Genomic DNA, 23,718 nt, shown 5'->3' with positions numbered 1-23,718 from the left:
TATCATATGCCTAATATTGGTATTTTATACATATTGCAATAATGTGGGTACAGTTTATCGTCGTGGATGATAAGTTAGACAACCAATGTCGTGCAAATAGCTATTGAATGCTTCGTCTGGGGATACTATCCACCAAATCATTCACGGCATAGGCAATTTCATTTTCTTGAAGTTTTATTTCTAAATCTAACAGTAAAATTACTAGATTCATGGCATAATGTTTAAACATAGGGATACCTCCGAAAATTATTGTGCGGCAACTTTAATTTTAGCAAAAGGTGTCCTTTTTATTTACTAAAATAAAAATACTAAAAACAAAAACAAGCGTAGTACCTTCTCCGTTTTATGGTGGGTACTACACTTATTTTGTTACTTACCGGGTTTTGCCCCAGCCTCTTTAAAATTTATAAAGCAAAGCGTTTAATTGCCTTTCCTACTCCATCATTATTATTCGTATCTGTTACAAAATCTGCAGCCTTCTTAACTGCTTCTTGAGCATTCCCCATCGCAACGCCAATGCCCGCCTGCTGAATCATTTTTATATCATTTAAACTATCGCCAACAGCCATAACTTCATTCATCGTAATACCAATTTTATTGCAAACCTTTTGCAATGCTTGAGCTTTATTGACGCCTTCAGGATTTATTTCCATATTTGTCGGCAAAGAATTAGTGATTTCTAAGCCTTCTATATAGGAAAGCTCTCTTAACATTTTTTCTAAAATAATCTCATTATGGGATTCACAGCCAAATTTCAACCATTGCTGTTCATGAACATCTTCAGGTATGCAATTACGATACATGTCATCCGTTGAAATCATCCAAGTAGACATTCCTAGCTCCTTTGCCAAATGATACATTTTTTCTAATTTTTCAGCTGGGAGTGTATGCTGCTCCAATAGTTGCTTATCCTTTGTCCAAATTTGACCACCATTGACTGTGATCAGATAAGACTCTAAGCCTAACGATTCTGCGTATGGATAGCAAGATTGTAGCCAGCGTCCGGTGCTCAATACTACGTGAATATCCTTCTCCATTGCATCAGCAATTGCCTGGCGAGTAATTGGCGTCACTTCATGATCTTTTGTTAATAACGTACCATCCATATCTAATGCTATTAATTTTATGTCCTTCTTAGGTTGATTCATGTCGTATCCTCCATTTATTCCGTTTTTCTTTCTCCCGCAATACCCCGATCATAAGCAAATGTAGTGATATAAGGAATGAATAATAAAGCTAACAGCGTGAAGAATAAAAGCTCCATATTAAATGCATCTACAATAAGTCCACCTAATACTGGACCAACCATACGTCCAGCTGCACCTACACTGTTAACCACTCCTTGATAAAATCCCGCTCGTCCCTGTGGGGCTAATTCATTTGCTAAGGAAGGAACGGCAGGCCACACTAGCATCTCTCCCACTGTTAAGATTACCATAGCAATAGCAAACATGCTAAACTTATCTGCTATTAGGACTATTACAAAGGAAATAAGAAAAATTGTATTTCCAAGATATATATGCTTTTTCTGAGAAGTTATTTTCCCCGTAATCCATTTTATCAGAGGTTGACCTAAAACAATAAGGAAACCATTGATAGCCCATAAAGAACTATATTGCTCCAGAGGAATTTTTAATTCCTGTGTATACGATGCAATAGTTGTTTGCCATTGACTGTAAGCAATCCACGTGATTAAAAAGCCGCCGCATAAAATCATTAAAGCAATAAAAGCACGTTTATCCTCAATTTTCCGATGCTGATTGATAACAGTAGTATGCATCTGTCTATCCTTCGCTTGATCCATTGGCTTAAATGTAAATAAAACTATTAAAAAGAATGCTGCAAACAATGAGGCATTTGCAATGAATATGTAGTCAAAGGATATACTGGCAACATAACCGCCAATCGTTGCTCCTAGGGCTACCCCTAAGTTTTGGGCTACATAAATAGCATTGAAAGCCCGTCTTCCTCCTTCCGGCCAAAGTGATCCTGCCATCGCAAACATTACTGGCCACGTTATTCCAGATCCAAATCCGATTAGCACGAGGGACGTAGAATAGAATAAGATGTCCCGATGAAATAACACCATTATAATAGATGACATGATGGCCAATCCCGTACCATAGAGAATTGTTTTATAGGGACTAAACTTATCAAACATTACGCCGCCAATTAAATTTCCTACAATCGATGCTCCCTGGTTAAACATTAAAATAAACCCTGCAAAAGCTAAACTTTTACCGAGTTCATTATGCATATATATCGTATTTAAAGGCCATAAAAAAGATGCCCCAGTAACATTTACAGTAGTTGCAATCACAAGCAACCAAATTAGTTTCGGCATATTATCACCCGCTATCTTATGTTCGTACCTAGGCTATTTTAAACTATTTCGGCAAACGAAGCAACGAAGGAGAACTAGGGATTTTGTTAAGTTTTTATTAACAATTTTTAAGAGATTTAAAGTTCGATAGTTAATAGCAGGTTTCTTCTAAACCACTCCTTTTATCATCAAGGATTTTACTAAATCATGTTATCATTCCAAACATTTAATAATAATTTTAACTGCAGCCACTAGATCCACTTTTGACCAACTAGGTATTTTTTCCATCGCAAGTTCATGAGACGCCGGAATATGAATAAAACCAGCCGGCAACCGTAAATGTTTCTCATGTAAGTAATGCAAGGCATGATACATCACATTATTACAAAGATATGTTCTGCAGTATTGGAAAATCTGGCTGGTAACTTCGCCTTTGGTAAAGACTCAATCATTTGTTGAATTGGCAATGTAGAGAAATAGTCATCTGCACCATGTTCAAAGATCTTCTCAGTTTGCAGCCGGTATCTTTGCTTATCTTTTTCGCCGTCATTACAATTTATTGCAATTCGCTCCCGTTATTGCTGTTCTTCTAGCTGCTACACCTAGCGAAATAATAGCATTGGGGTTAATTTCCTCTATATACTCAATCACCTGTTTACCAGATTGATTAAAATCGACTGGTAGCACCTTCCCAATAATCGCGTAGCCATTTAGATGTGCACCATTGATATCTTGAACAATTTTCATTGTCAGGTTAATCGGTTATCTTAGAAAACTTGGCTTGTCGCTAAGTCTTTATGGCGAATGCTATCGTTTTTCTTATACGATAAAGTGAAACTTCATTTCTTGGATGCTTTTCCCAAGAAATGCTAGATGAAACAATCGGGCATTTAGGTGCCGTTTTTCTCATAAAGTTGCAAAATGATAAGCAGATCTTTGAAATGTGAAAAATATGGCACCTTACATGCGGGATAAACCCTAAAATTTTATACTTTCCTATAGTACAAAAAAGAAGTAAATCCTGTTAAAAGCAGCCTTTTTATAGTATTTTCCCCCCACCTTTTATTTTTAAGCTAGGCCTTCTCGAAAAATGGCTAATTGATGCAATTGCTTTTCAATCGCAATCAGCCTTTGTTGAGCTTCTTCTATAGATATTGGATAAAACCTCACTTTTCCTTTTGGCATAAGCTGGGCGATTTTAGCTAAGTCAGCAGTCATAACTGTACCAATTCTTGGATAGCCTCCGGTTGTTTGCCGGTCAGCCATCAAAATAATTGGCTGTCCATTTGGAGGGACCTGAATCCCGCCAAACGGTACAGCGTCTGTCCAGTTATCAGCATGTTTCATTATTTTAATGGGGGGAGATTCTAAGCGATATCCCATTCGATTGGAATTTGCACCAATCGTATGCGTTTGATTAAAAAAATCTTTTCTTGTTTCGTTGGAAAAGCAATGAAAATGTGGACCTTCAATGACTCCTACTTGTATGGACTGCTGATAAACAGGTTGTAATTCAGGAGATAAGCTAATTCTGTTTTTTAACTTTCTTACCGATCCATAAATTGTTTCTTCCTTTTCCAGAATATGGCCAAGACCTGTTTGCATATCAACAGATTGACTACCGAAAAAAGAAGGACTATCATACTTTCCGGCAATAGCAATATACGATCGAACTCCATTTCGATAGCCACCAAAAGATAGTGTATCGCCTTTCTTCATTGTAAGTGTCGTATATAACGGAACAGCTGTCGAATTTATCTTTGGTTGTAAGTCAGCTCCGGTAATTGCAATATTCAATTCTCGAAGCGCTTCTAACGTTGGACCGACTAAAGTAACCTCTAAACACGCCATATCCCTTTTGTTCCCTACTAATATGTTTGCTAATTGCAAAGCATACCGATCCATAGCTCCTGACACTGGTACACCAAATTGCTGATAACCGTAGCGCCCAAGATCTTGTAATGATGTGTAAATTCCTGATTTATGTACATAAAATAATGGCTGTTCACTCATCGTTGTATCCCTCCTTGTGCTCGTGAACGAACTTGTCCTCATAAAGTAAGCTTGATTCAAGGAACGTTTTGCTTCTCAAAACAGTAGAAGAAAGGTTAAGTTCGCAGGCGTCCATGAAAAAGGAAAGCACTTTTTCTGTGCGTGATGTCTATTCAAGAAGTCTCTCTTATCCTTCGAAAAATCGCGGTGTATTGCTGTCGAAGCATTTCTAGTTCTGTGACCCGAGAGAATCGGGGATTATTTAGGCGTCGTTTCTTTCACATGGTTGTTTAAGATTAGAAAGACTTGGCTTGTCGCCAAGTCTTTATGGCGAAAACGATAGTTTTTCCTATGCGAAAAAGCCTAAAGTTTTGTACTTTTATATAGTGTAAAAGACATTTAAAAAAAGAAAAATACAGCGTCTTACATACGGGATAAGCTGGAGATGGTTATCCCTGCGTTTGTTAACATCATACGAAGCTTTCGAGCAAAAGTAACTGCAGCTTTATTATCACCATGAATACATATTGTATCTGCCTTCATATGAATTATAGTACCATCCGCAGCTCGCAGCTCATGCTCAAAAACCATTTGTTTAATTTGCTGAACCGCATCTTCCACTCGTTCAATTATTGCACCCTCTTCACTTCTTGGAGTGAGTGTACCTTTTGAAGTATAGGTACGGTCGGCAAATGCTTCCGCAGCAACGGTTAAGCCAACATCTCTCCCGGCAGTAATTATTTCACTATTTGCCAATCCTACTAGAATAAGTGAAGAATCGAAATCATAAACAGCCTTTGCGATCGCCTTTGCAACACGATAATCGCGTGCAGCTAAATTATATAAAGCTCCATGCGGCTTCACATGATTCATCCGCACATCGTGAACAACACAAAAAGCATGTAGAGCACCAATTTGATAGATAATAAGTCGGTAAACATCTTCCTCCGTTACATCCATCATTCTTCTTCCAAAACCAGATAAATCAGGAAAACCAGGATGAGCTCCAATACTTACTCCTTTTTGTTTAGCTAAACGCACGGATTGTTCCATCACATTAGGATCGCCTGCATGCATTCCACAAGCAATATTAGCAGAGCTAATCAAATCCATCATTTCTTCATCTGCACCAATCGTGTATGCTCCAAAGCTCTCCCCCATGTCACAATTAATATCAATGATTGTCATCTTTTTACCTCCTCTATACTTGGTGAATACATACCAGCCATTACTTGATGGTAAATGTCTTCATATTCTTTGACTGTAATTGCATAGAAACGAATTCGATCTCCAGGTTTAAATAAAAATGGCATTATTTCATTTTTTGGATCAAACAATCGAAGAGGGCTTTTTCCAATAATATTCCATCCGCCTGGTGAAGAAACCGGATAAATGCCTGTTTGCTCATGTGCTATTCCAACTGAACCCGCTTCTACCAGTGAACGTGGCTCATCTAATCGTGGAGTAGCTATTCGTTTATCTAGCCCACCTAAATAAGGAAACCCAGGAAGAAAACCAAGCATATAGATAAGATAATCTGGTTGCTGATGCACTTGAATCACTTCATCCGTTGTTAAGTTATGGAAGGTTGCTATTCGCTCTAAATCTGGACCATATTTTTCTCCATATAGTACTGGTACTTTTACTATTCGAAACGTTATTGTATCTTGAACAGCTAACCGGTCAAAAATTTGTTTAATAGTGCTCTTTAAATTTAAAAAAGATATATGAATAGGTTGATAATAGATTGTGACAGAGTTATAAGCCGGAACCCACTCTGTCACTCCTTTTATTTCTATATAAGCTAAAGTTTTACAAAAAGCTTGAATTGTATTACTTAATTTTTCTGAAACTTCTTCTGTGAATAGTACTTTTATAGCAGAGTCGCCGACTGGCTGAATCAAAAAACTCATAAACTACCCTTCCTTTAAAATGCTTTGAGAAAATCATATCATATTTTCTACAAAACATGATGGTAGAAACGTAAAAAACTTTTTTATAAACATAAATCGCTAATAATTTGTCTTTTTAGACTATAATAATGATGCCGTATATTTAGGTTAAAATACCTAAATATGATGTATAATTATTGTTTTATCATTATCTGTGTGTCATAATATTTTATATTAAACACACTACAATATCGTTTTTAACGAAAATAATATTATCATTCCTTGCTCAACTAGGAATCTATGAATATAATTGTAGTTATGGAAAACAAAGGGGGACTATACATGATTTCGACAACTTGGGATTGGTTGTGGAAAAAACATGACGAAGCAAAAACATTATTTACATTTTTTGTTAAACCTAATTCCTCTAGATTATCTACCGGTAGATCGATAGACCCTTCAGATACTCTAACAGGAAACAGTAATAAGAAAGGAAACAACCGTAATTATAAACCAGGGCAATTAATCGGGTTGATTGCTGGTCCATTATTGTTTATAATCACTTTATTGTTTTATTCTCCTGAAGGCCTATCACAGGAAGGTTTAGCTGTCTTAGCTAGTACAATTTGGATAGCGATCTGGTGGATGACAGAGGCGATACCTATTCCAGCCACTTCATTATTACCAATTATCTTATTTCCTTTAACAGGTGGACTAGACATTGGCACAACTACATCTTCCTATGGAAGCGATACCATATTTTTGTTTATGGGCGGGTTTATGATAGCGCTAGCAATGGAAAAATGGAATTTGCATCGCCGAATTGCACTATCGATTATTTCAATTATCGGAACAAATACGAATCGAATCATTCTTGGATTTATGATTGCCACGGGTTTTCTGTCCATGTGGATATCCAATACAGCAACAGCTATGATGATGGTACCCATTGGATTAGCTATCATTTATCAAATTTCTGATGCCTTAAAAGATGATAGCACGATCGATACATCGAAAGAGGATTTTGCATTTGGAAAAGCACTTATGCTAGGAATTGCCTATTCAGCATCAGTTGGTGGAATTGCTACATTAATTGGCACCCCACCGAACGCTGCATTAGCTGGGGTTATTAAAGAAATGTATGGCATCGATCTCTCGTTTGCCAAGTGGATGTTATTTGGGGTGCCGGTTGCTTGGATTTTCATTATTCTTATCTGGTTTTATTTAGTTAAAATGGCATACCCACTAAACTTAAAACAACTTCCAGGTGGTAAAAGAGTCATTACCGAGGAATTGCAAAAACTTGGTCAACCTTCCGCTGAAGAAAAGGCTGTTTTTACAGTATTTATTCTAACAGCAATCGCTTGGATAACAAGGTCTTTTCTCCTCGTAAAAATCAACCCGAATATTGATGATGCGATTATTGCAATGGTAGCAGCAATTGTTTTATTTATCACTCCATCTAAAAATAAGCAAGATACATTTTTGCTGGATTGGAATACGGCAGTAAAGCTACCATGGGGTATTTTATTATTATTTGGTGGTGGATTAGCAGTTGCAGCCGGATTTACGCAATCAGGCCTGTCAGAATGGATTGGTAAACAGTTAACAACTTTACAAGGCATTCATATTTTCATCGTTTTATTAGTGGTTACTGGTGTAGTTATCTTTTTAACAGAAATTACTTCTAATACTGCAACAGCTAATATGATGTATCCAATCATGGCAACACTTGCAGTGGCATTAGGTGTGCATCCATTTGTTGTTATGATTGCAGCAGGCGTAGCTTCATCCTGTGCATTTATGCTTCCAGTCGCTACTCCGCCGAATGCGGTTGTTTTTGGATCAGGTTATTTACGTATTCCTGATATGGCAAAGGCCGGGCTGGTCTTGAATTTAATTGGCATCGTTCTTGTAACAGTAGCTATTTATTTCTTACTTCCTATACTTTGGGGAATAAATATTAATGAAGTTCCTGATTTTGTAAAATAATTCTATGAACGTTTTTACGATGATATAAATGTCTAGTTAATGAATACAGCGACGTCAGGATCTGATGTTAACTTATTGTAATCCTAAGGGATAAAATGGAAATTAGCTAGGCGTTGGAGCGCATGAGAGCTAAATGAGAAGTTACTTTGAAAAGAATTATCCAGCGTGTAGAAACGAGCATAATTTTCTTATCAAGAAAGTTGGAGGCTGGGATAAAACTAAAACAGCTGATTAAAAAATGAACAATAAATCGTCCTTGTACTATAAGAAAGTATAAAATTTTTATGGTTTATAGTATAAGAAAAACAACTTGGCGACAAGTCAAGTTTTTCTAAACACAAACAAACGGAACAATTATAAATGAATTGTTCCGTTTGTACTATTTAGTATTTGCTTATGTCCCAGCCCTTTTCTAATTGAGCTTATTCCCCGTATGTATCCCCACTTATTACAGATACTTTTTGATTGATCATTGCACTTTCTCAAGCTGAAATTTATAAAAAAGAAAGAATAAGTAGTTAACTTATCCTTTTTACTTAAGATTTTTTTCGCAAGCTTTTCGGCAGATGAAATATAATTAAAGCAAGTCCAATAACTAAACTAATATAAGGAAGAATTAATGTTGGATCTTCATAAATATAATAAGCTCCGATTCCAGTAAAAATCCACCCGACCAATTCATAAAGTAAGTGCTTTAACATGATTTAATACTCCTTTATTATAGATTTTTATTTTAAGAAAATACTCAAAAGTCCGTCAAATATGATACATCGCCATTCCTCGTACACTTGAATGTATAAAGTGAAACTTCATTCAGTAGGACTTTTCCTTCATCCCCTACTAAATATTAGTACCGCAGAGTTATGGCCTAAAGACCTTTGAACCAATCAAGTATTTAGGTGCCGTTATGTCCTACTTAGACTTCTTCGTAATCTCATAACTCTTGAAGTGGGAGTCTTACGGAAATTTAGAAGCGGGATAAAACTTAACGCAGAAGAAGTATCGACGTTGTAAAAATGAAGTATAAGTGGAACTAGTTCTATCTTCTGCATGAAAGCTTGACGCCAACCGAGTTTTCTTTATTGGCATATTTCTGGCAGCTTATTCCCCTGGAAATCAACTATTCCACTCTCCAAAAGCATTCAGTTCCTCTTTGAACAAACACCTAAAAATTGAAAAAGCTTTACAAGCATTACATATAGCACAGGCAAAACACCGAGAAATAGGATTAATCCATGCCAGTGAAATTTTTCCCATATTGGTGCTAAAGCTGTACTCCCTAGCGATACACCAATATAATAAGATACTAAATATAAGCTTGAAGCACTTCCTTTATGGTGGGTAGCTGTTTCGCTTACCGAAGTAGCTGTCAACGAATGTGCCGTAAAAAATCCAAGGCAGCTGACACATAGCCCAATAACAATACCAATTAAAGAGTTATTCAACGTAATCAATATACCTATTGTTAGTAACGTTATACCAGCTATCCGAACCTTTCTTAAGCCCAAAAAGCTAGAAAGCCATCCAGCAAATGGTGATCCGATAACTCCTAACCCATAGGCAAAAAACAAATAGGAAATTGACTGTAAAGAGAGAGAAAACGGCTCCTCTTGCATATAAAATGGCAAATATGTCCATATTCCTGTAAATGATACTTGTAAAACAATTCCCAGCCCAAACACAATTAATAATGACGGACTTTTGAGGTGAAAAATAAAACCATCTATATCTTTACGAAACGGCAAGTTACTTGGTTGAAATTTTTTTGAATTTGGTAACATTACATGAACAAGAATTAAAATGATAATTCCTACCATAGCAAGACCATAAAAAGTAACCTGCCATGACATAATATCTGTTACAAAACCAGCTACCACTCTTCCAACCATACCGCCAAGTGCATTGCTGGAAATATATAAAGCAGTAGCTACACCTACACTTTTACGATCAATTTCTTCATTTAGATAAGCAAGCGCTGCTGCTGGTAATCCTGCAAGTGCAAAGCCTTGAATCAATCGAAGTCCAACTAGCAAAGCAAAAACTTCTGTAAGGGGCATAAGTAAAAATGGTAAAATTGAACCTAGTAAAGATAGTTTAATAAATACCGTTCTTCCAATACGGTCAGATAAAAACCCTAAAACAACCAATCCAATAATTAATCCTAAAATGGTTGCGGACATCGAAAGACTGGAAACAGAAACACTAATGTCAAATTCTTCTACAAATACTGGGAGTAGTGGCTGAACAGCATACATCGTAGCAAAAATAAAAAAAGAGGCCAATGCTAAGCTAAGCGTGATTTTCCAAAAATAAAAATCACTAATCCCATATGGCTTTTGTTTATTGAGTTTCATTGCATTATTCACAGGAACCCTAGCATCATTACTCTTATTCGTCGAATACATACTTATCTCTCCCTGCCCCAAAACCAAAAACAACAACAATAATCGCTACACTAATCAAAGTAAGTAATGGAATATCCCATGTTTGCGTTTTATCATATAAATAGCCTACTAAAAATGGACCGATAGCTGCGAGAACATACCCAAACGATTGAGCCATCCCAGATAATTGTGCTGCTTGCTTCCCATTACGAGCTCGCATACCAAGTAGTGTCAGAGCAAGAGCAAATGTACCACTTAATGAAAAACCGATCAGAATAATACTAACGACCATCACAGTATTAGATTTTCCTAGTAATAAACCAGTATAACCTATAATAGAAAATAATCCCATTGCTAATACAATGCCATGCTGTGAACGATATTTACTTGCTAATACAGGAACAATAAAGCTTGCGGGTAAACCAATAAATTGAAGAAAAGATAGCATCCAACCAGCAGCTGCCGCACTTATTCCATAGGCTTGAAGAATTTCAGGCATCCAAGAAATAGTAACGTAAAATAAAAAAGATTGAAACCCCATAAAAGCAGCAACTTGCCACGCTAAAGGAGAACGCCATATTTGCTTTTGTTCAATAATAGGTTGATAAGACACCCGATAATGATCGGTTGATTGCTTTGCTAAATATATCCAAACAATTATCCCTAATAAAGCAGGTATTGCCCAAACAATTAAAGCTACTTGCCATCCTAAATGTAGTCCTTCAGCAATCGGCACACTTAACCCAGAGGCAGTTGCAGCGAATATACCCATAGTGGTTGAATAGATACTAGTCATCAACGCGACCTGCATTGGAAATTTTTCCTTAATAACACTCGGTAATAATACATTACATATAGCTATTCCTAAGCCAATAAGTAATGTTCCCGTAAACAATAAACTAATTATTGTCATACTTCGTAACGTAATCCCTATAAATAAAATAAATAACCCTAAAAGCATGACCTGTTCATTTGTAAATCGATTACTTAATTTTGCAACCAATGGCGACATAACAGCAAATGCGATGAGAGGAAGGCTAGTAAGCATTCCTGCACTCCAATTGGACAATCCTAGCTGATCGCGAATTGTACCAATAAGCGGCCCGACAGAAGTAATAGAAGGGCGTAAATTAAATGCCACAACGATAATTCCTGTCACTATGATCACTCGATAAAATACTTTTTTTTGCTCGGTTTCTTCTTTTATTTCCAATCTAGCCTTACTCTCCTCTCGTTTATAAAATTATCCTTGTATTCTATTGGTCGTAGGCAGTTCTGCATTAGGAAGGAGGGTAGAATCTTTTCGTTAGATGATAAGTCTTTCTCTAATATAGCATATCTTTTTTCTAAATTAGCCCAGAACACTCTAAAAATTCAAATCATGTAAATGCATAATTGTTAAACATTGTATATACAACATTAATCAAATTGCGTTCTAGTACAGAGTTCCGGCTGAGTATTGCTAGACCGTAAGGGTGTGATCTAAATGCCTCTGAACAGAATTGGACACTTGACTGCTGTTGGATAACTCCTTAACTTTCACCATAGAAGGGCAGGTCTTACTGCCAGTTACATGCTGGATAAAGTTAGATATTTAAGTAACGGTGAAGTTCTATATGTCATGTTACCGTTTTTTGAACATCTTTTTTATTAAAATAAAAAGTTAAACTCTGATGCAGTCGTAAATTTATTCTTGAAATGGAAGTCTTACAATACCTTAGATGGGATATAAAAAAGAGGAATACGCGAAGCATATTCCTCTACTTATCCGTTCGGTGGTTTAAGATTGTATCAAGCTGTTTAAGCTGAGAACGGATAAACTTATCCTGTATAACAAAGAAGTTTAAGCTTATACTGCGATTATACGTTCCATTAAGGTAGTTATAAATAAAAAGAATTTGCTGTTGATGGTACCGAAAATTTCGAAAATAAATATAGTTATTTACTTGTTGGTTTATTGTGTTCACTTCCATCATTATGTTTCCTCCTATCAAATTCCTTTGTTAACTATGTATTAATGCTATTTAATTAGCAACTACCCCCCTCTCATTGACTTGTATCTGGTAATAAGTCTATTGGGAGATAATAACAATGTAACAAGTACGCTTAGATAGTGATGAAAAGTAATAACGTACGATTTAGTTTTAGTTTTCTTTTTTCCGTGTTTGCTGGAAGGGCATGAAGTTGAAGTTTCACTTTATAATAAATCAAAACTTTTTACCTACATAAAATATAGATATATATACCTATTATCTCATACCAGTCAAGTCATGTAATTCCATTTCGAAATGTCGAATAAACGAATCGAGCCAAGCTTTCGCTAAAGATTATTGTCAAATTATAACTTTATCTGTCTTAAATCCTCTATTCATGACGATGAATAACTAATAATATGGCAGATACCCGGCCCGTTCATTAATTATGACAAATTTATGAACTTTCATTAAAAAATTAGGATCATCTTTTGTCTAGTTAAGTTAAAAAAATGTAAAAAATTTATGATCATTAAAATGTCAATAAATTGATTCGTTTTTTTCTTCTTTTCCTATACGGATTTCAATTTCAACCAATAAGTTATTCTAATCTTGGACAAGCTTAAGTAGACATCTTTACTAATCAACTATTAAAATTATTTTATAGTTCCCCTCACTGTGACAGTCGTTTATTAACGTACCGCTTAATAACACTTTTTATATAAGATTTTATTCAGCCCCATTTTAAAAATAATATTGAAACTTTACTAATATATTAAATACTATAAAACCTGCTTTTATGGTATACTACAGGTATAGTGTTGCATATACTAAAAAAAGACCACAGCTGCAACTGTGGTCCATGATAAGCGGTTCCTATGGGGATCGACTATGAAGGAATAGGCCTCTTTGTTTCAAGAGGTCTATTTTTTATTGATGAATCGGATGATTAGTGTTAAAAAAGCAACTAAAAAGCTGCCAAATGCAAACAACACCATGAACACTTCATAAACATTCAATTGGCTCACCCCCTTACTCTAGGGTTAGCCGACCGATCCTTAAGAACATTATCAGTTCTTAGTATACCATAGTTTTTTAAAAAAAATACGAAAATCAGAACTTTTGTTCGCATTTCTTTTTTGTATTTCAAGCAATAAAGCTTGTATAATTCATTATATGATTTTACTTCCTTTCGATGTAATGAATATGATAGGATTTGAAAACGAAATTTTTCTAGATTAGCTTATATTTTTTTGTTAAAAACAAAAGCATAAGCTCTCGTTTAGTGATGTACAAACTGGACAACTTTTGAAGAAATTACGTGAATCTTCAATCAGCTGGGGTTTTCTTTTATCCCTACCTGATTGTTAGAATGAACAGAATCAAGCATTTGACTTGTAGTAAGACCCTCCTTTTAACTCCTAGGTTTAACCTCGTAGCATGGAAGGGCAGGCTTACCACCAGTTACATACAGGATAAAGAAAGCACCCCTCGAAAACAGGGGATGCCGATACCTGAGCGGCAGCCCGCTTTTAGTCTGCCTCCCTTTAGATTCGAGCCGATGTTGACTGATCAGAGCAAAGTTTGCTAACAGCACAAGCACTTGAGCTAAACAAGACGAAGTTACTCTCAAACAAACTATCCACCTTGCAGAAACTGATATAATTTCTTATGCAAGAAAAAACCGCCCGCAAATTATTCCAGACGTTTTTTTCTTGCTACTTATTTAACTTTTGAATCATCATTTTTTTTGCCTTTGCCTGCTGGTCCACCATAGAAATAGTCATCAGGATCTATAGGCTTCCAATCTTTATTAGGGGTATAGAAACGTAATAAATCGCCGTATAAAACTTCATCAGATAGCTTTAATTCTTTCATAACCGTATCGTGCATCTTTTTCATTTCATCAGTAGGTTTTTTAATTACTTCTTTTGTTTCGTTATCATAATAATTTCCATCCACAAAGCTATACTCTGGAGTCATAAAGTTCCCATTTCGGAAAGGAACATACTCTTTATGTTCTTTGGAGAACATATCTGTTCCAAATTGAATATAGTCTTGCGCATCAACACCTAAAATATGCAATAGCGTTGGCATAACATCAACTTGCCCAGCATAGGTGTGATTGGTTCCTTCACTTTTAACACCTGGTATTCGAATCATAAATGGTACTCGCTGTAATTCTGCATTTTTCAATGGCGTAATTTCTTCACCAATAATTTCTTCCATTGCTCGGTTATGATTATTAGAAATACCATAATGATCACCATAAATCATAATAATGGAGTCATCATAAAGACCTTTTTCCTTTAAATCATTAAAGAACTGCTCGAGCGATTCATCCAAATAACGCGCTGTTTGAAAATAACGATCCACAGATCCATCACCCGTCTCAGCAGGTTCAATGGTTGCATCTTCTTCGTCAATCAAATATGGATGATGGTGTGTTAGTGTCATCATATGTGCATAAAATGGCTGCTCCATATCTTCTAAATAAGGTATGGATTGTTCAAAGAATGGTTTATCCTTTAAGCCATAGTTAATAACATTTTCCTCACTCATATCATAAAAATCTTCGTGGTAAAACTCATTTATACCTAAATGCTTATATACCTCATCACGGTTCCAAAATGACTTACCATCACCATGGAACACAGCACTTGTGTAATTTTGCTTTTGATCAAGAATCGCTGGAAGTGCTTGATACGTATTATTTCCCTTCGTTACAAACGCAGCTCCTTGAGGCAATCCATACAAGGAAGTGTCCAGGATTAACTCGGCATCTGCAGTTTTTCCTTGTTCTGTTTGTTGAAAAAAGTTATCAAAATAAGTGAATCCTTTTTTCTGATCATTGACAAGTGAATTCAAAAACGGTGTTACTTCTTCGCCATGTAACTCATAATTAATTAAGAAAGATTGGAAAGACTCCAAATGAATCTTTATAATATTCTTTTCTTTCCCTTTACCAAAATACTTCTGGTTTGGTTCAGCATATTTAGCTTTCGTATAGTTTTCTACTTTCGTAATATCATTACTATCAGCAAGAACACGTCTTGTTGATGTCTTTGCACTTTGAATAGCATCATAAATTGTAAAGTTAAATGCCCCTAAATATTTTACTAGATAGTTCCTGTCAAAGGTACGTTCTAATAATTGTGGCCGATCTGCTTCAGCTAGTCCTAGATTAATAGTAAAAGCCAAAACGCCAGCTGAAATAACGAGGAACGGCTTCCGTAATTGCATTCGTTCTACCGACCAATTTTTACGTACAAAAATAAATAAAATGGTCAAGAAAATAATATCTACCGTATAAAGCAAATCACTCATTTGCGCTAAATCAGCAATACTTCCCCCGATGCTGCCAAAGTTATCTGTTTGCAACAATGTAGGAATCGTAATAAAGTCACTATTGAAACGGTAGAATACGACATTAGCATATAAAATAAAGCTTAGAACCGCATCGATGATAATAATCCAGATTCCTGCTTTTCTACCTTTAGCAAATAAAGCTAATCCTAGGAAAATCAACCCTGAGTTTAGTGGATTAAAAAATAATAAGAATTCCTGCATCACTCCACTTTCTCCTAGACTGAATTCAAATTTATATATTAAATATGTTTTTATCCAGAAAAGCACAAGTGCTACCGCGAAGAATCCTAGTTTTGTAGATAATAATTTCTTCACTTTGTTCACCTCTAATTTTAAAGTCATATTCGTTATTTTAAGTACATTTTAATTTACTATTAATTTTTCTTAATACGACTGTTAATTATAACCCATTCTATCCTCTCGGTCAAAGTATTTTCTAGAAAAATAGTTGACTAGTTTTATCAAAATTTGTCAGTACATACTGTAGTAAGTTATATACTTTTTATTTAAAACAGGTATGAAGAGTAGCCGGAACCATTCGAATTTTTCAATTAAGTAATTTGTAATTTAATTCTATAAAACCGAAATGTATTTCATGTCCTTGCTTGAATATAAAGACAACAGGACTAGCCTAGCACAAATTCTTTTTTAAGTTGTATTTATCACTCATTCTCCATGTTTAAACGATGTTTCACAGAATTCTTTACGTTCAAAGAACAAGAGCTATAGGTACTTTAAAAAACGAACAATAAATCGTCCTTGAGTATACGCAAGTTTTTAGCGGAGTCCACATATGTAGACTCCTCTCGGGAATAGCTCGAGTTGAAGATCCTACAAGCGATCTTTGCTTTCCGAGGAAGCTGAGGAGACCTGCGGAAAGCAAATATGTTGAAGTAGCGAGGATAGGAATTTTTTACACTATAAAAAAGTATAAAATTTTTAGGCTTTATCCCGCATGTAAGGTGCCGTAAGACTCCCACTTCAAAATCTTGGAGTTGATACAAAAGGGTCTAAGTGGGAGAAGACGGCACCTAAATGCCCGATTCGTTCAAGGGCCTACCCTTGTGGTACTAACATTCGGTAGGAGATGGAAGAAAACTCCTACTGAATGAAGTTTCACTTTATAGTATAAGAAAAACTATGGCTTTCGCTAAAGACTTGGCGACAAGCCAAGTCTTTCTAAACACAAACAAACCGAACAATTATAAATGAATTGTTCGGTTTGTGATATTTAGTATTTGCTTATGTCCCAACCCGTTTAGGGAATCTTATTTTCAACTTAACATGTGGCTATAAGAACTTATGCTAAACTATATTGCTCCTTACACTCATTGTATGAATTTTATACCTTTTTACCTAAACCAAGAACATGCATTTTTTTAAAAATTGTGCTATCCCCATTTATCCTTAATCGTCACTATAATGAAAATCGTTTAATTAGTGTCGTTAACTCATTTGCTAGACCTGAAAGTTGCTCTGCATTTGCAGTAACCTGCTCCATGGAACTGCTAGTTTGTTGTGTGGCGGCAGAAGTCTGTTCAATTCCAGCAGCTGATTCTTCGGAAATTGCAGCTATTTCTCCAACAGAACCATTCATTTCTTTACTATTTTCAGTAACTCGATCAACATGACTCTTAACAATAGAAATGTTATCCGTCATAGCATTTACTGCATCATATATTGTTTTAAATGTATCTTTTGTCTTTGTCATTTGCTCTGATCCTGCAGATACTTCTCCGTAACCTTCCTGAAGCGCAACAGTAACTTGATCCGATTCTTTTTGAATTGTATTAACTACATTAGTGATCTCACTTAATGACTCCGAAACCTGTTCTGCTAACTTTCGTACTTCATCTGCAACAACCGCAAAACCTTTTCCATGTTCTCCAGCTCTTGCTGCTTCAATAGCTGCATTTAATGCAAGCAGATTTGTCTGCTCCGCAATTTCGCCAATCACAGTTACTAATTTTGATATTTCTTGCGTTTTGACATCAAGACTCTGTACGCCTTGAACAGAATCTTTAACAATTTGGTCAATTTTTTTCATTTGTTCATTTGTCGATTCCATAGTATCAAATCCGGATTGGGTTTGTTGTAACACATCATTAGAAAATGTTTTTATGCTATCACTACTATGGTCTACTTCTTGAATCGTAGTATTCAAATCATTCATCATACTAGACAAACTTCCTGCATGATTTGCCTGGTTTTCTGCACCTGAAGCTAGTTCTTCCATTGTAGCAGCAACCTGCTCTGTACCTTGTTGCACTTCATTGGCAGCTTGGGTTAATACACGACTTTGGTCATTGACAGTTCCAGCTACATCCTTAATTCGATTTAGCAATTCTTTTAATTGTTCATTCATTATGTTTGTAGCTGTCATTAATTGAGCAATCTCATCTTTTCCTTTTACTTGTAATGGTTCCCCGCTTAAATCACCATTAGCAATTTGATTCATCCGTTCCTTCACTCGATGCAATGGCTTTGCAATCGCAATTGCTGTCATATATGCTATAACAATGCCTAACACAACTACAACCGCCATCAAAATTGCTGCAATAGTTAAAATCGTATTACCTATATCGATTACAGACTTCCCTTTCTCGGTAATACTATCTTCTCTTAATTGAGCCAATTCCTTGAACCCATCAATTAGTTCGATACCAATTGGTTGCATTTCTTTTTCCATAATCCTTCTCGCTTCAGCTTTATTACCTTTCTCATATTCCTTAAAAAACTTATTTGTCAGATGCCCCCACTCTACTTTTTTATCCATTAAATCTTTTACCTTTTGCGACTTATTATGTTTAAGAATAAATTTTTCCAGTTCAGTCGTTTCCTCAACTGTATCTTGAAATGATTGTTTATATTTTTCATCATCATACAATAAATATCCTCTAAGAAAACCTGTCCGTTCTGCAGTATTTATCGCCATCTTTTCCTGAGCTACTAATAATTGCATGTCCTTATTGATAATTTCTTCGGTATTTTTATTGCTGTTATAAATTCCGATAATATTGGTAATGCCTAATAACAGAACTAATGCAATAATGACAGAAAATGAAAAAATCAGTTTCATTTTAATACTTCTGGCAGCAAACAACTTGTGCATGATAAGTTCCCCCTAATTTGAGTGGTTTATTCATTACTTTATTTTTCGGGTTTAATTTTGTAATTGGGCAAAATAAGTACTTCGACCCGTCGATTTTTTTCTCGATTTGCTTCATTCGTATTTGGAACAGCAGGACGATGCTCCCCGTATCCCTTTGCACTAAATTTCGTAGGATCTAGCTCGTCATTATTAAGTAACAATTGCATAAAATTGACTGCACGAGTTACACTAAGCTCCCAATTAGAGGAGAACCCTGAATAATTAATTGGCTGATCATCCGTATGACCACTTATAACTACTTCACGAGGCGGATCAGTAGACAAAAAGTCCGATACTTTCTTAGCAATCCTTTTTCCTTCCTTTGTTACCCTAGCGCTACCAGAATCAAAGGAAATGTTATTAAGAATTGTTATTAAGAGTCCTTCATCCTGTAATTTTGTCTGTAGCGTATTGTCTAAGCCTTCTTCCATAATATATGCATCGATTTGTTTCTGAATGGCTTCAAGCTCTTCTAGTTCCTGCTCACCTTTCGTTCTTTCCTTTTTTTGATCCTTTTCCTCATCATTATCCGCTGCAGGCAAGTCCTGTAAAGAAGGACTATTTTCTAAGATTCCTTCACCACCGGAAAACTCACCCTGAAACACTTGCGCCAGTTCTTTATATTTTTGAGAATCTACTTTACTCATAGCAAATAAAACAATAAATAAAGCGAGTAGAAGTGTTAATAAATCTGAATATGGTAAGAGCCATGACTCATTCACATGATGTGATTTTTTTTGTTTGTTTTTACGCATCTTCCTCCTCTCCTTTTAATGCATGAAATTCTTTTGTTGATAAATAAGATCCAAGCTTATCCTTAACTACCATTGCTGAGTTTCCGGCTGTAATAGATAACAATCCTTCCACCATGATTTCTTTCATTCGCACTTCTCGTTTTGATTTTTCACGTAACTTATTAGCAAACGGATGCCACAATACATATCCGGAAAAAATCCCCATTAGTGTAGCCATAAATGCGGCTGAAATTGCATGTCCAAGTACCTCCATATCTTGCATATCACCTAGTGCAGCGATTAACCCGATAACCGCACCAAGAACACCTAATGTAGGTGCATAAGTTCCTGCTTGGGAAAAAACAGCGACTCCTTCCTCATGCCTTTCTTCCATTGCATCAATTTTTTCCAACATCACTTCGCGGATAAATTCAGGAGATTGACCATCAACAACAAATTGCAATCCTGAACGTAAAAAAGGATCTTTTGTCTCCCGTAATTGCTTCTCCAATGATAAGATGCCTTCTTTTCTTGTTTGCTCTGCCAATTTCGTAAACATTAGTACTACTTCTTGATAATCCGTTTGTTGATCATCGGAAAAGACTATTTTAAGCAATGAAGGAACTTTTTTGATCGTACTGATTGGGAATGCAATACATACAGATGCAGCAGTCCCAACAAAAATAATTAAAATCGCTGCTGGATTAATTAATGCGCCCAAGTGTACTCCTTTTAAAACCATTCCTACCCCTACAGCAATAATTCCTAAAATAATTCCAATAATTGAAGTCTTATCCAAGCTGCCTTCCTCCTATTCCACACTTGTTTGATCCATGTATTCAGTTCTCTCTATGTTATGTGTCCCTTTTAAACAAAACAACGCTCATATACTTCCTTTCTATGGGTTAACTAAAGCCTATACTTGCTTTTAAATTGAATCGTTTTTTATCTTAGTAAGAATACAAATACCATTTCCGCATATTTTTTCTATCGGCAAGTCACTAAAATATATAAAGCCTGAAATATAAAATAAACTATTTTTTATAAGCATAAAGTTCTATTTATTATCCGATTATTAGTATTAAAGTCTTATTTGTATACCAATGTCAAAAAGCACTCTGCTTAAAATATTAATATCTGATTGTTTTATACCAATACTAGTAGAAGCAAGCTTTTTCTTATTTAAACCATACGTTTTTGTTCTTTTTGCAACAAAGTAAAATTACACATCTCTTTATTATTTAAAAACATGGTCCATTTACCTTGAACTGCCTAAGCAATAGAGGGAAACTTCATTCCATGTCCTACTGAATGTTAGTACTGCAAGGGTATGACCTAAAGGCGCTTGAACGAGCCGGGTATGTGAGTGCTATTGTCTCCCCCTTTGAACTTCCTCGTATTCATGCTTGGATATAAGGATCTTAGATGCGAGATAAAAATAAGACAGGAGAGAGAAACATGAATCAGCCAGCAATTACAGAAGTTGAATTTCATCCCTTAATTCGATCATTTATTTCAGTCGGTCCATTTTTACAAGATCTCATTAATGAAGATATTACGATTGGTATTTATGATACCGAGAAACTGATCACAAACTTCCCGGCGAAGACATTTTCCTTAAATGTGAAGCCAGGTGACCCTTTAGTAAAGGGAGATATTGTTACAAATGCCATTCAACAAAATAAAAATCAAGCAGCCCTGGTGCCAGCCGAATTATTTGGTGTTAATATAATTGCTCGAGCGATTCCTTTACATGATGAAGCAGGCAATGTGATTGGTGGAGTAGGAGTGGGCTATAGCGTTGATAAAGCAAATCAATTAGCAGAAATAGCTGAAAACCTCTCAACTGTTTTTAATGAAGTAACAAACACCATTCAGGACATGGCGGAGTCTATGACAGATTTAGCTAATCATATGTCGTTAATATCTGAGAAAGCTACTAACGTTACAAAACAAGTAGGTACAATTGAAGAAGTATCAGATGTTGTTAAAGGAATTGCCGATCAAAGTAACTTATTAGGACTTAATGCAGCGATTGAATCAGCAAGGGCAGGCGAACACGGTAGAGGCTTTTCTGTCGTTGCGGATGAAATTAGAAAAATGGCGAATCATTCTAAAGAACAAGTATCAGATATTCATACGATTTCGAACAAAATTAAAGAAGTTATTTCTACTTTAGATACGTACATTCAAGAGGTCAATGCAGAATCAGACAGTCAATCTGCTGCTATTGAAGAACTTACTGCAACAGTACAAGAGATTAATAGTAATATTCATTCACTTTCCCAACTAGCTCATGAAAACTTAGCACTTAAGAATGAATAATATATCAGATGGTGAATACAAAACATACATGGCGGACTTTATAATATAGGAGCGAGTAAAATGACATTTAAAAATTTACCGAGTCAATATATTAATGGAGAGTGGCGTGAAGGAATCTCATCACTTTCCATGGAAAATAGAAACCCTTATTGTGGAGAGCTGATTGCCACTTACAAAGCAGCGAGCAAGGAAGATTTGGATAAAGCTTACCACGCAGCAGCTATGGCTCAACTCAAATGGTCTCAAACAAACCCAGTAATTCAACGAGAAGTATTTGAAAAAGCAGTACAATATATTGAAGAAAATCATGCAGCTATTGTAGAAATTATTATAGAAGAAATAGGTGGTACTAGATTAAAAGCTGAATTTGAAATTGGTTTAGTTATCAATCTTATTAAAGAAGCATCCACCTTCCCATTTCGAATGGAAGGTAAGATATTGACATCCCCTATCGATCATAAAGAAAACCGGGTATATCGTGTTCCAATCGGGGTTGTTGGTGTAATTAGTCCTTTCAACTTTCCATTCTTTCTATCAATGAAATCTGTTGCTACAGCTCTTGCTACAGGAAATGGTGTCGTCTTAAAGCCACATGAACACACATCAATTACAGGTGGAACGATGATTGCAAAAATCTTCGAGAGCGCTGGTTTACCAAAAGGATTACTTAATGTAATTACAACAGAAATTTCGGAAATTGGTGATTTATTTATCGAGCACCCTATCCCTAGAGCAATTTCGTTTACAGGTTCTACAAAAATTGGCAAGCATATTGGTGCAGTAGCCGGAAAAAACTTAAAGCAAGTTCACTTAGAATTAGGTGGTAACAGTGCGCTCATTGTTCTAGAAGATGCAGATTTAGAATTGGCAGTAAGTGCTGCTGTATTTAGCCGTTTTACACATCAAGGGCAAATTTGTATGTCAGCTAATCGATTAATCGTTCATGAAGCTATTTATGAAGAATTTGTTGAGAAGTATGTTGCGAAGGTTGCTACACTAACATGCGGCGATCCAAAAAACCCTAACACGATTATCGGACCATTAATTAATGAGCAGCAAGTAAAAGTAACAAGAGCCTTAATTGAGAAAGGAATTCGTGAAGGGGCAAACCCAATTATTAAAGGCAACATCACCGGTAATATAGTAGAACCAGTTGTGTTCACTGAAGTTACCCCAGATATGAAGATAGCACAAGAGGAAGTGTTTGCACCAGTCATTTCTATTTTAAAAGTTTCTAATGAAAAAGAAGTGATTGAATATGCAAATAACAGCTCATACGGACTTAGTGGTGCTATTCATACAAAGGATGTGGAACGTGGAGCTCAGCTTGCTAAACAATTAGATACAGGTATGATCCATATCAACGATACAACAATTAATGATGAACCACATGTTGCATTCGGAGGTGTTAAAAATTCCGGGATTGGCAGGTTAAACGGTGAATGGAGTTTGGATGCCTTTACTACTTTAAAATGGATAAGTATTCAACATCAAGCAAGGCAATATCCATATAGTTAACATGGATGAATACGATTAATAGATTATAATCCACCAAAGTTTATTCTTTTATTAAAGTTCGCATT

19 protein-coding genes and 1 pseudogene are annotated in these 23,718 nt (G+C 35.7%); 3 read left to right on the top strand and 17 right to left on the bottom strand.

Features of this window, described 5'->3' with window-relative positions:
• Positions 1-100 precede the first annotated feature (100 nt).
• The 8 genes and pseudogenes from BN1066_RS20865 to pxpB all read right to left on the bottom strand — a co-directional run bounded on the left by BN1066_RS20865 (position 101) and on the right by pxpB (position 6,228).
• Complete coding sequence (locus BN1066_RS20865) at positions 101-229, bottom strand: hypothetical protein (protein WP_425445280.1); 129 nt, start codon at positions 227-229, stop codon at positions 101-103.
• A 175-nt stretch (positions 230-404) separates the two neighbouring features.
• Positions 405-1,148 (bottom strand): Cof-type HAD-IIB family hydrolase, encoded by a 744-nt coding sequence (locus BN1066_RS13380; protein WP_077319969.1) that lies wholly within the window; start codon positions 1,146-1,148, stop codon positions 405-407.
• 14 nt (positions 1,149-1,162) lie between these two features.
• Entirely contained in the window at positions 1,163-2,344 is a 1,182-nt protein-coding gene (locus BN1066_RS13375) for an MDR family MFS transporter (protein ID WP_077319968.1), read from the bottom strand.
• 192 nt (positions 2,345-2,536) lie between these two features.
• Positions 2,537-2,841 (bottom strand): annotated as a pseudogene (locus tag BN1066_RS21060) (pyroglutamyl-peptidase I family protein).
• A gap of 31 nt (positions 2,842-2,872) precedes the next feature.
• Entirely contained in the window at positions 2,873-3,070 is a 198-nt protein-coding gene (locus BN1066_RS21055; protein ID WP_281250274.1) for a pyroglutamyl-peptidase I family protein, read from the bottom strand.
• Between the two features lie 321 nt (positions 3,071-3,391).
• A complete protein-coding gene (locus BN1066_RS13365; protein WP_077319967.1) occupies positions 3,392-4,336 on the bottom strand; it encodes a 5-oxoprolinase subunit C family protein in 945 nt (314 codons plus the stop codon).
• A 402-nt stretch (positions 4,337-4,738) separates the two neighbouring features.
• Entirely contained in the window at positions 4,739-5,503 is a 765-nt protein-coding gene (locus BN1066_RS13360) for a LamB/YcsF family protein (protein WP_077319966.1), read from the bottom strand.
• Positions 5,500-6,228, bottom strand: a complete 729-nt coding sequence (gene pxpB / locus BN1066_RS13355) for a 5-oxoprolinase subunit PxpB (RefSeq protein WP_077319965.1) — start codon at positions 6,226-6,228, stop codon at positions 5,500-5,502. The genes BN1066_RS13360 and pxpB overlap by 4 nt, the downstream gene beginning before the upstream one ends.
• A 321-nt stretch (positions 6,229-6,549) precedes the next feature.
• Between pxpB and BN1066_RS13350 the strand changes: the two genes are divergently transcribed.
• Positions 6,550-8,199: an SLC13 family permease gene (locus tag BN1066_RS13350; RefSeq protein ID WP_077319964.1), complete on the top strand. Its 1,650-nt coding sequence runs from the start codon at positions 6,550-6,552 to the stop codon at positions 8,197-8,199.
• 536 nt (positions 8,200-8,735) lie between these two features.
• Here the strand turns inward: BN1066_RS13350 and BN1066_RS20295 are convergent.
• The 9 genes from BN1066_RS20295 to motA form a co-directional block, all read right to left on the bottom strand.
• Positions 8,736-8,900 (bottom strand): hypothetical protein, encoded by a 165-nt coding sequence (locus BN1066_RS20295; RefSeq protein ID WP_179104394.1) that lies wholly within the window; start codon positions 8,898-8,900, stop codon positions 8,736-8,738.
• A gap of 441 nt (positions 8,901-9,341) precedes the next feature.
• Positions 9,342-10,604, bottom strand: coding sequence for an MFS transporter (locus BN1066_RS13345; protein WP_425445279.1), 1,263 nt, complete (start codon positions 10,602-10,604; stop codon positions 9,342-9,344).
• Entirely contained in the window at positions 10,588-11,796 is a 1,209-nt protein-coding gene (locus BN1066_RS13340) for a CynX/NimT family MFS transporter (protein ID WP_077319963.1), read from the bottom strand. The genes BN1066_RS13345 and BN1066_RS13340 overlap by 17 nt, the downstream gene beginning before the upstream one ends.
• Before the next feature lie 547 nt (positions 11,797-12,343).
• On the bottom strand, positions 12,344-12,559 hold the full coding sequence (locus BN1066_RS13335) for a hypothetical protein (protein WP_077319962.1): 216 nt from the start codon (positions 12,557-12,559) through the stop codon (positions 12,344-12,346).
• Between the two features lie 920 nt (positions 12,560-13,479).
• Positions 13,480-13,575 carry a putative holin-like toxin gene (locus BN1066_RS20860; protein ID WP_077319961.1) on the bottom strand — a complete coding sequence of 32 codons (96 nt, stop codon included), beginning with the start codon at positions 13,573-13,575 and terminating at the stop codon, positions 13,480-13,482.
• Between the two features lie 703 nt (positions 13,576-14,278).
• Complete coding sequence (gene ltaS, locus BN1066_RS13325) at positions 14,279-16,240, bottom strand: lipoteichoic acid synthase (protein ID WP_077319960.1); 1,962 nt, start codon at positions 16,238-16,240, stop codon at positions 14,279-14,281.
• A gap of 1,102 nt (positions 16,241-17,342) precedes the next feature.
• A complete protein-coding gene (locus BN1066_RS13320) occupies positions 17,343-19,037 on the bottom strand; it encodes a methyl-accepting chemotaxis protein (protein WP_077319959.1) in 1,695 nt (564 codons plus the stop codon).
• A 38-nt stretch (positions 19,038-19,075) separates the two neighbouring features.
• Entirely contained in the window at positions 19,076-19,831 is a 756-nt protein-coding gene (gene motB, locus BN1066_RS13315) for a flagellar motor protein MotB (RefSeq protein ID WP_077319958.1), read from the bottom strand.
• Positions 19,824-20,609, bottom strand: a complete 786-nt coding sequence (gene motA, locus BN1066_RS13310; RefSeq protein WP_077319957.1) for a flagellar motor stator protein MotA — start codon at positions 20,607-20,609, stop codon at positions 19,824-19,826. The genes motB and motA overlap by 8 nt, the downstream gene beginning before the upstream one ends.
• Before the next feature lie 659 nt (positions 20,610-21,268).
• Here motA and BN1066_RS13305 point away from each other — a divergent pair.
• Positions 21,269-22,135 (top strand): methyl-accepting chemotaxis protein, encoded by an 867-nt coding sequence (locus BN1066_RS13305; RefSeq protein WP_077319956.1) that lies wholly within the window; start codon positions 21,269-21,271, stop codon positions 22,133-22,135.
• A gap of 60 nt (positions 22,136-22,195) precedes the next feature.
• On the top strand, positions 22,196-23,653 hold the full coding sequence (locus BN1066_RS13300) for an aldehyde dehydrogenase family protein (protein ID WP_077319955.1): 1,458 nt from the start codon (positions 22,196-22,198) through the stop codon (positions 23,651-23,653).
• The last annotated feature ends 65 nt before the right edge of the window (positions 23,654-23,718 follow it).

The organism is Virgibacillus proomii, from assembly GCF_900162615.1.
Taxonomy (GTDB): Bacteria; Bacillota; Bacilli; order Bacillales; family Amphibacillaceae; genus Virgibacillus; species Virgibacillus proomii.
Note: the sequence above shows the minus strand (reverse complement) of the source record. Positions and strands in the feature narration are given on the sequence as shown.

Bases quoted from the DNA above. Each gene is read 5' to 3' on its own strand.
- BN1066_RS20865 (WP_425445280.1), bottom strand. From the start codon at position 229: ATGTTTAAACATTATGCCATGAATCTAGTAATTTTACTGTTAGATTTA.
- BN1066_RS13380 (WP_077319969.1), bottom strand. From the start codon at position 1,148: ATGAATCAACCTAAGAAGGACATAAAATTAATAGCATTAGATATGGAT.
- BN1066_RS13375 (WP_077319968.1), bottom strand. From the start codon at position 2,344: ATGCCGAAACTAATTTGGTTGCTTGTGATTGCAACTACTGTAAATGTT.
- BN1066_RS21055 (WP_281250274.1), bottom strand. From the start codon at position 3,070: ATGAAAATTGTTCAAGATATCAATGGTGCACATCTAAATGGCTACGCG.
- BN1066_RS13365 (WP_077319967.1), bottom strand. From the start codon at position 4,336: ATGAGTGAACAGCCATTATTTTATGTACATAAATCAGGAATTTACACA.
- BN1066_RS13360 (WP_077319966.1), bottom strand. From the start codon at position 5,503: ATGACAATCATTGATATTAATTGTGACATGGGGGAGAGCTTTGGAGCA.
- pxpB (WP_077319965.1), bottom strand. From the start codon at position 6,228: ATGAGTTTTTTGATTCAGCCAGTCGGCGACTCTGCTATAAAAGTACTA.
- BN1066_RS13350 (WP_077319964.1), top strand. From the start codon at position 6,550: ATGATTTCGACAACTTGGGATTGGTTGTGGAAAAAACATGACGAAGCA.
- BN1066_RS20295 (WP_179104394.1), bottom strand. From the start codon at position 8,900: ATGTTAAAGCACTTACTTTATGAATTGGTCGGGTGGATTTTTACTGGA.
- BN1066_RS13345 (WP_425445279.1), bottom strand. From the start codon at position 10,604: ATGTATTCGACGAATAAGAGTAATGATGCTAGGGTTCCTGTGAATAAT.
- BN1066_RS13335 (WP_077319962.1), bottom strand. From the start codon at position 12,559: ATGATGGAAGTGAACACAATAAACCAACAAGTAAATAACTATATTTAT.
- BN1066_RS13320 (WP_077319959.1), bottom strand. From the start codon at position 19,037: ATGCACAAGTTGTTTGCTGCCAGAAGTATTAAAATGAAACTGATTTTT.
- motB (WP_077319958.1), bottom strand. From the start codon at position 19,831: ATGCGTAAAAACAAACAAAAAAAATCACATCATGTGAATGAGTCATGG.
- BN1066_RS13305 (WP_077319956.1), top strand. From the start codon at position 21,269: ATGAATCAGCCAGCAATTACAGAAGTTGAATTTCATCCCTTAATTCGA.
- BN1066_RS13300 (WP_077319955.1), top strand. From the start codon at position 22,196: ATGACATTTAAAAATTTACCGAGTCAATATATTAATGGAGAGTGGCGT.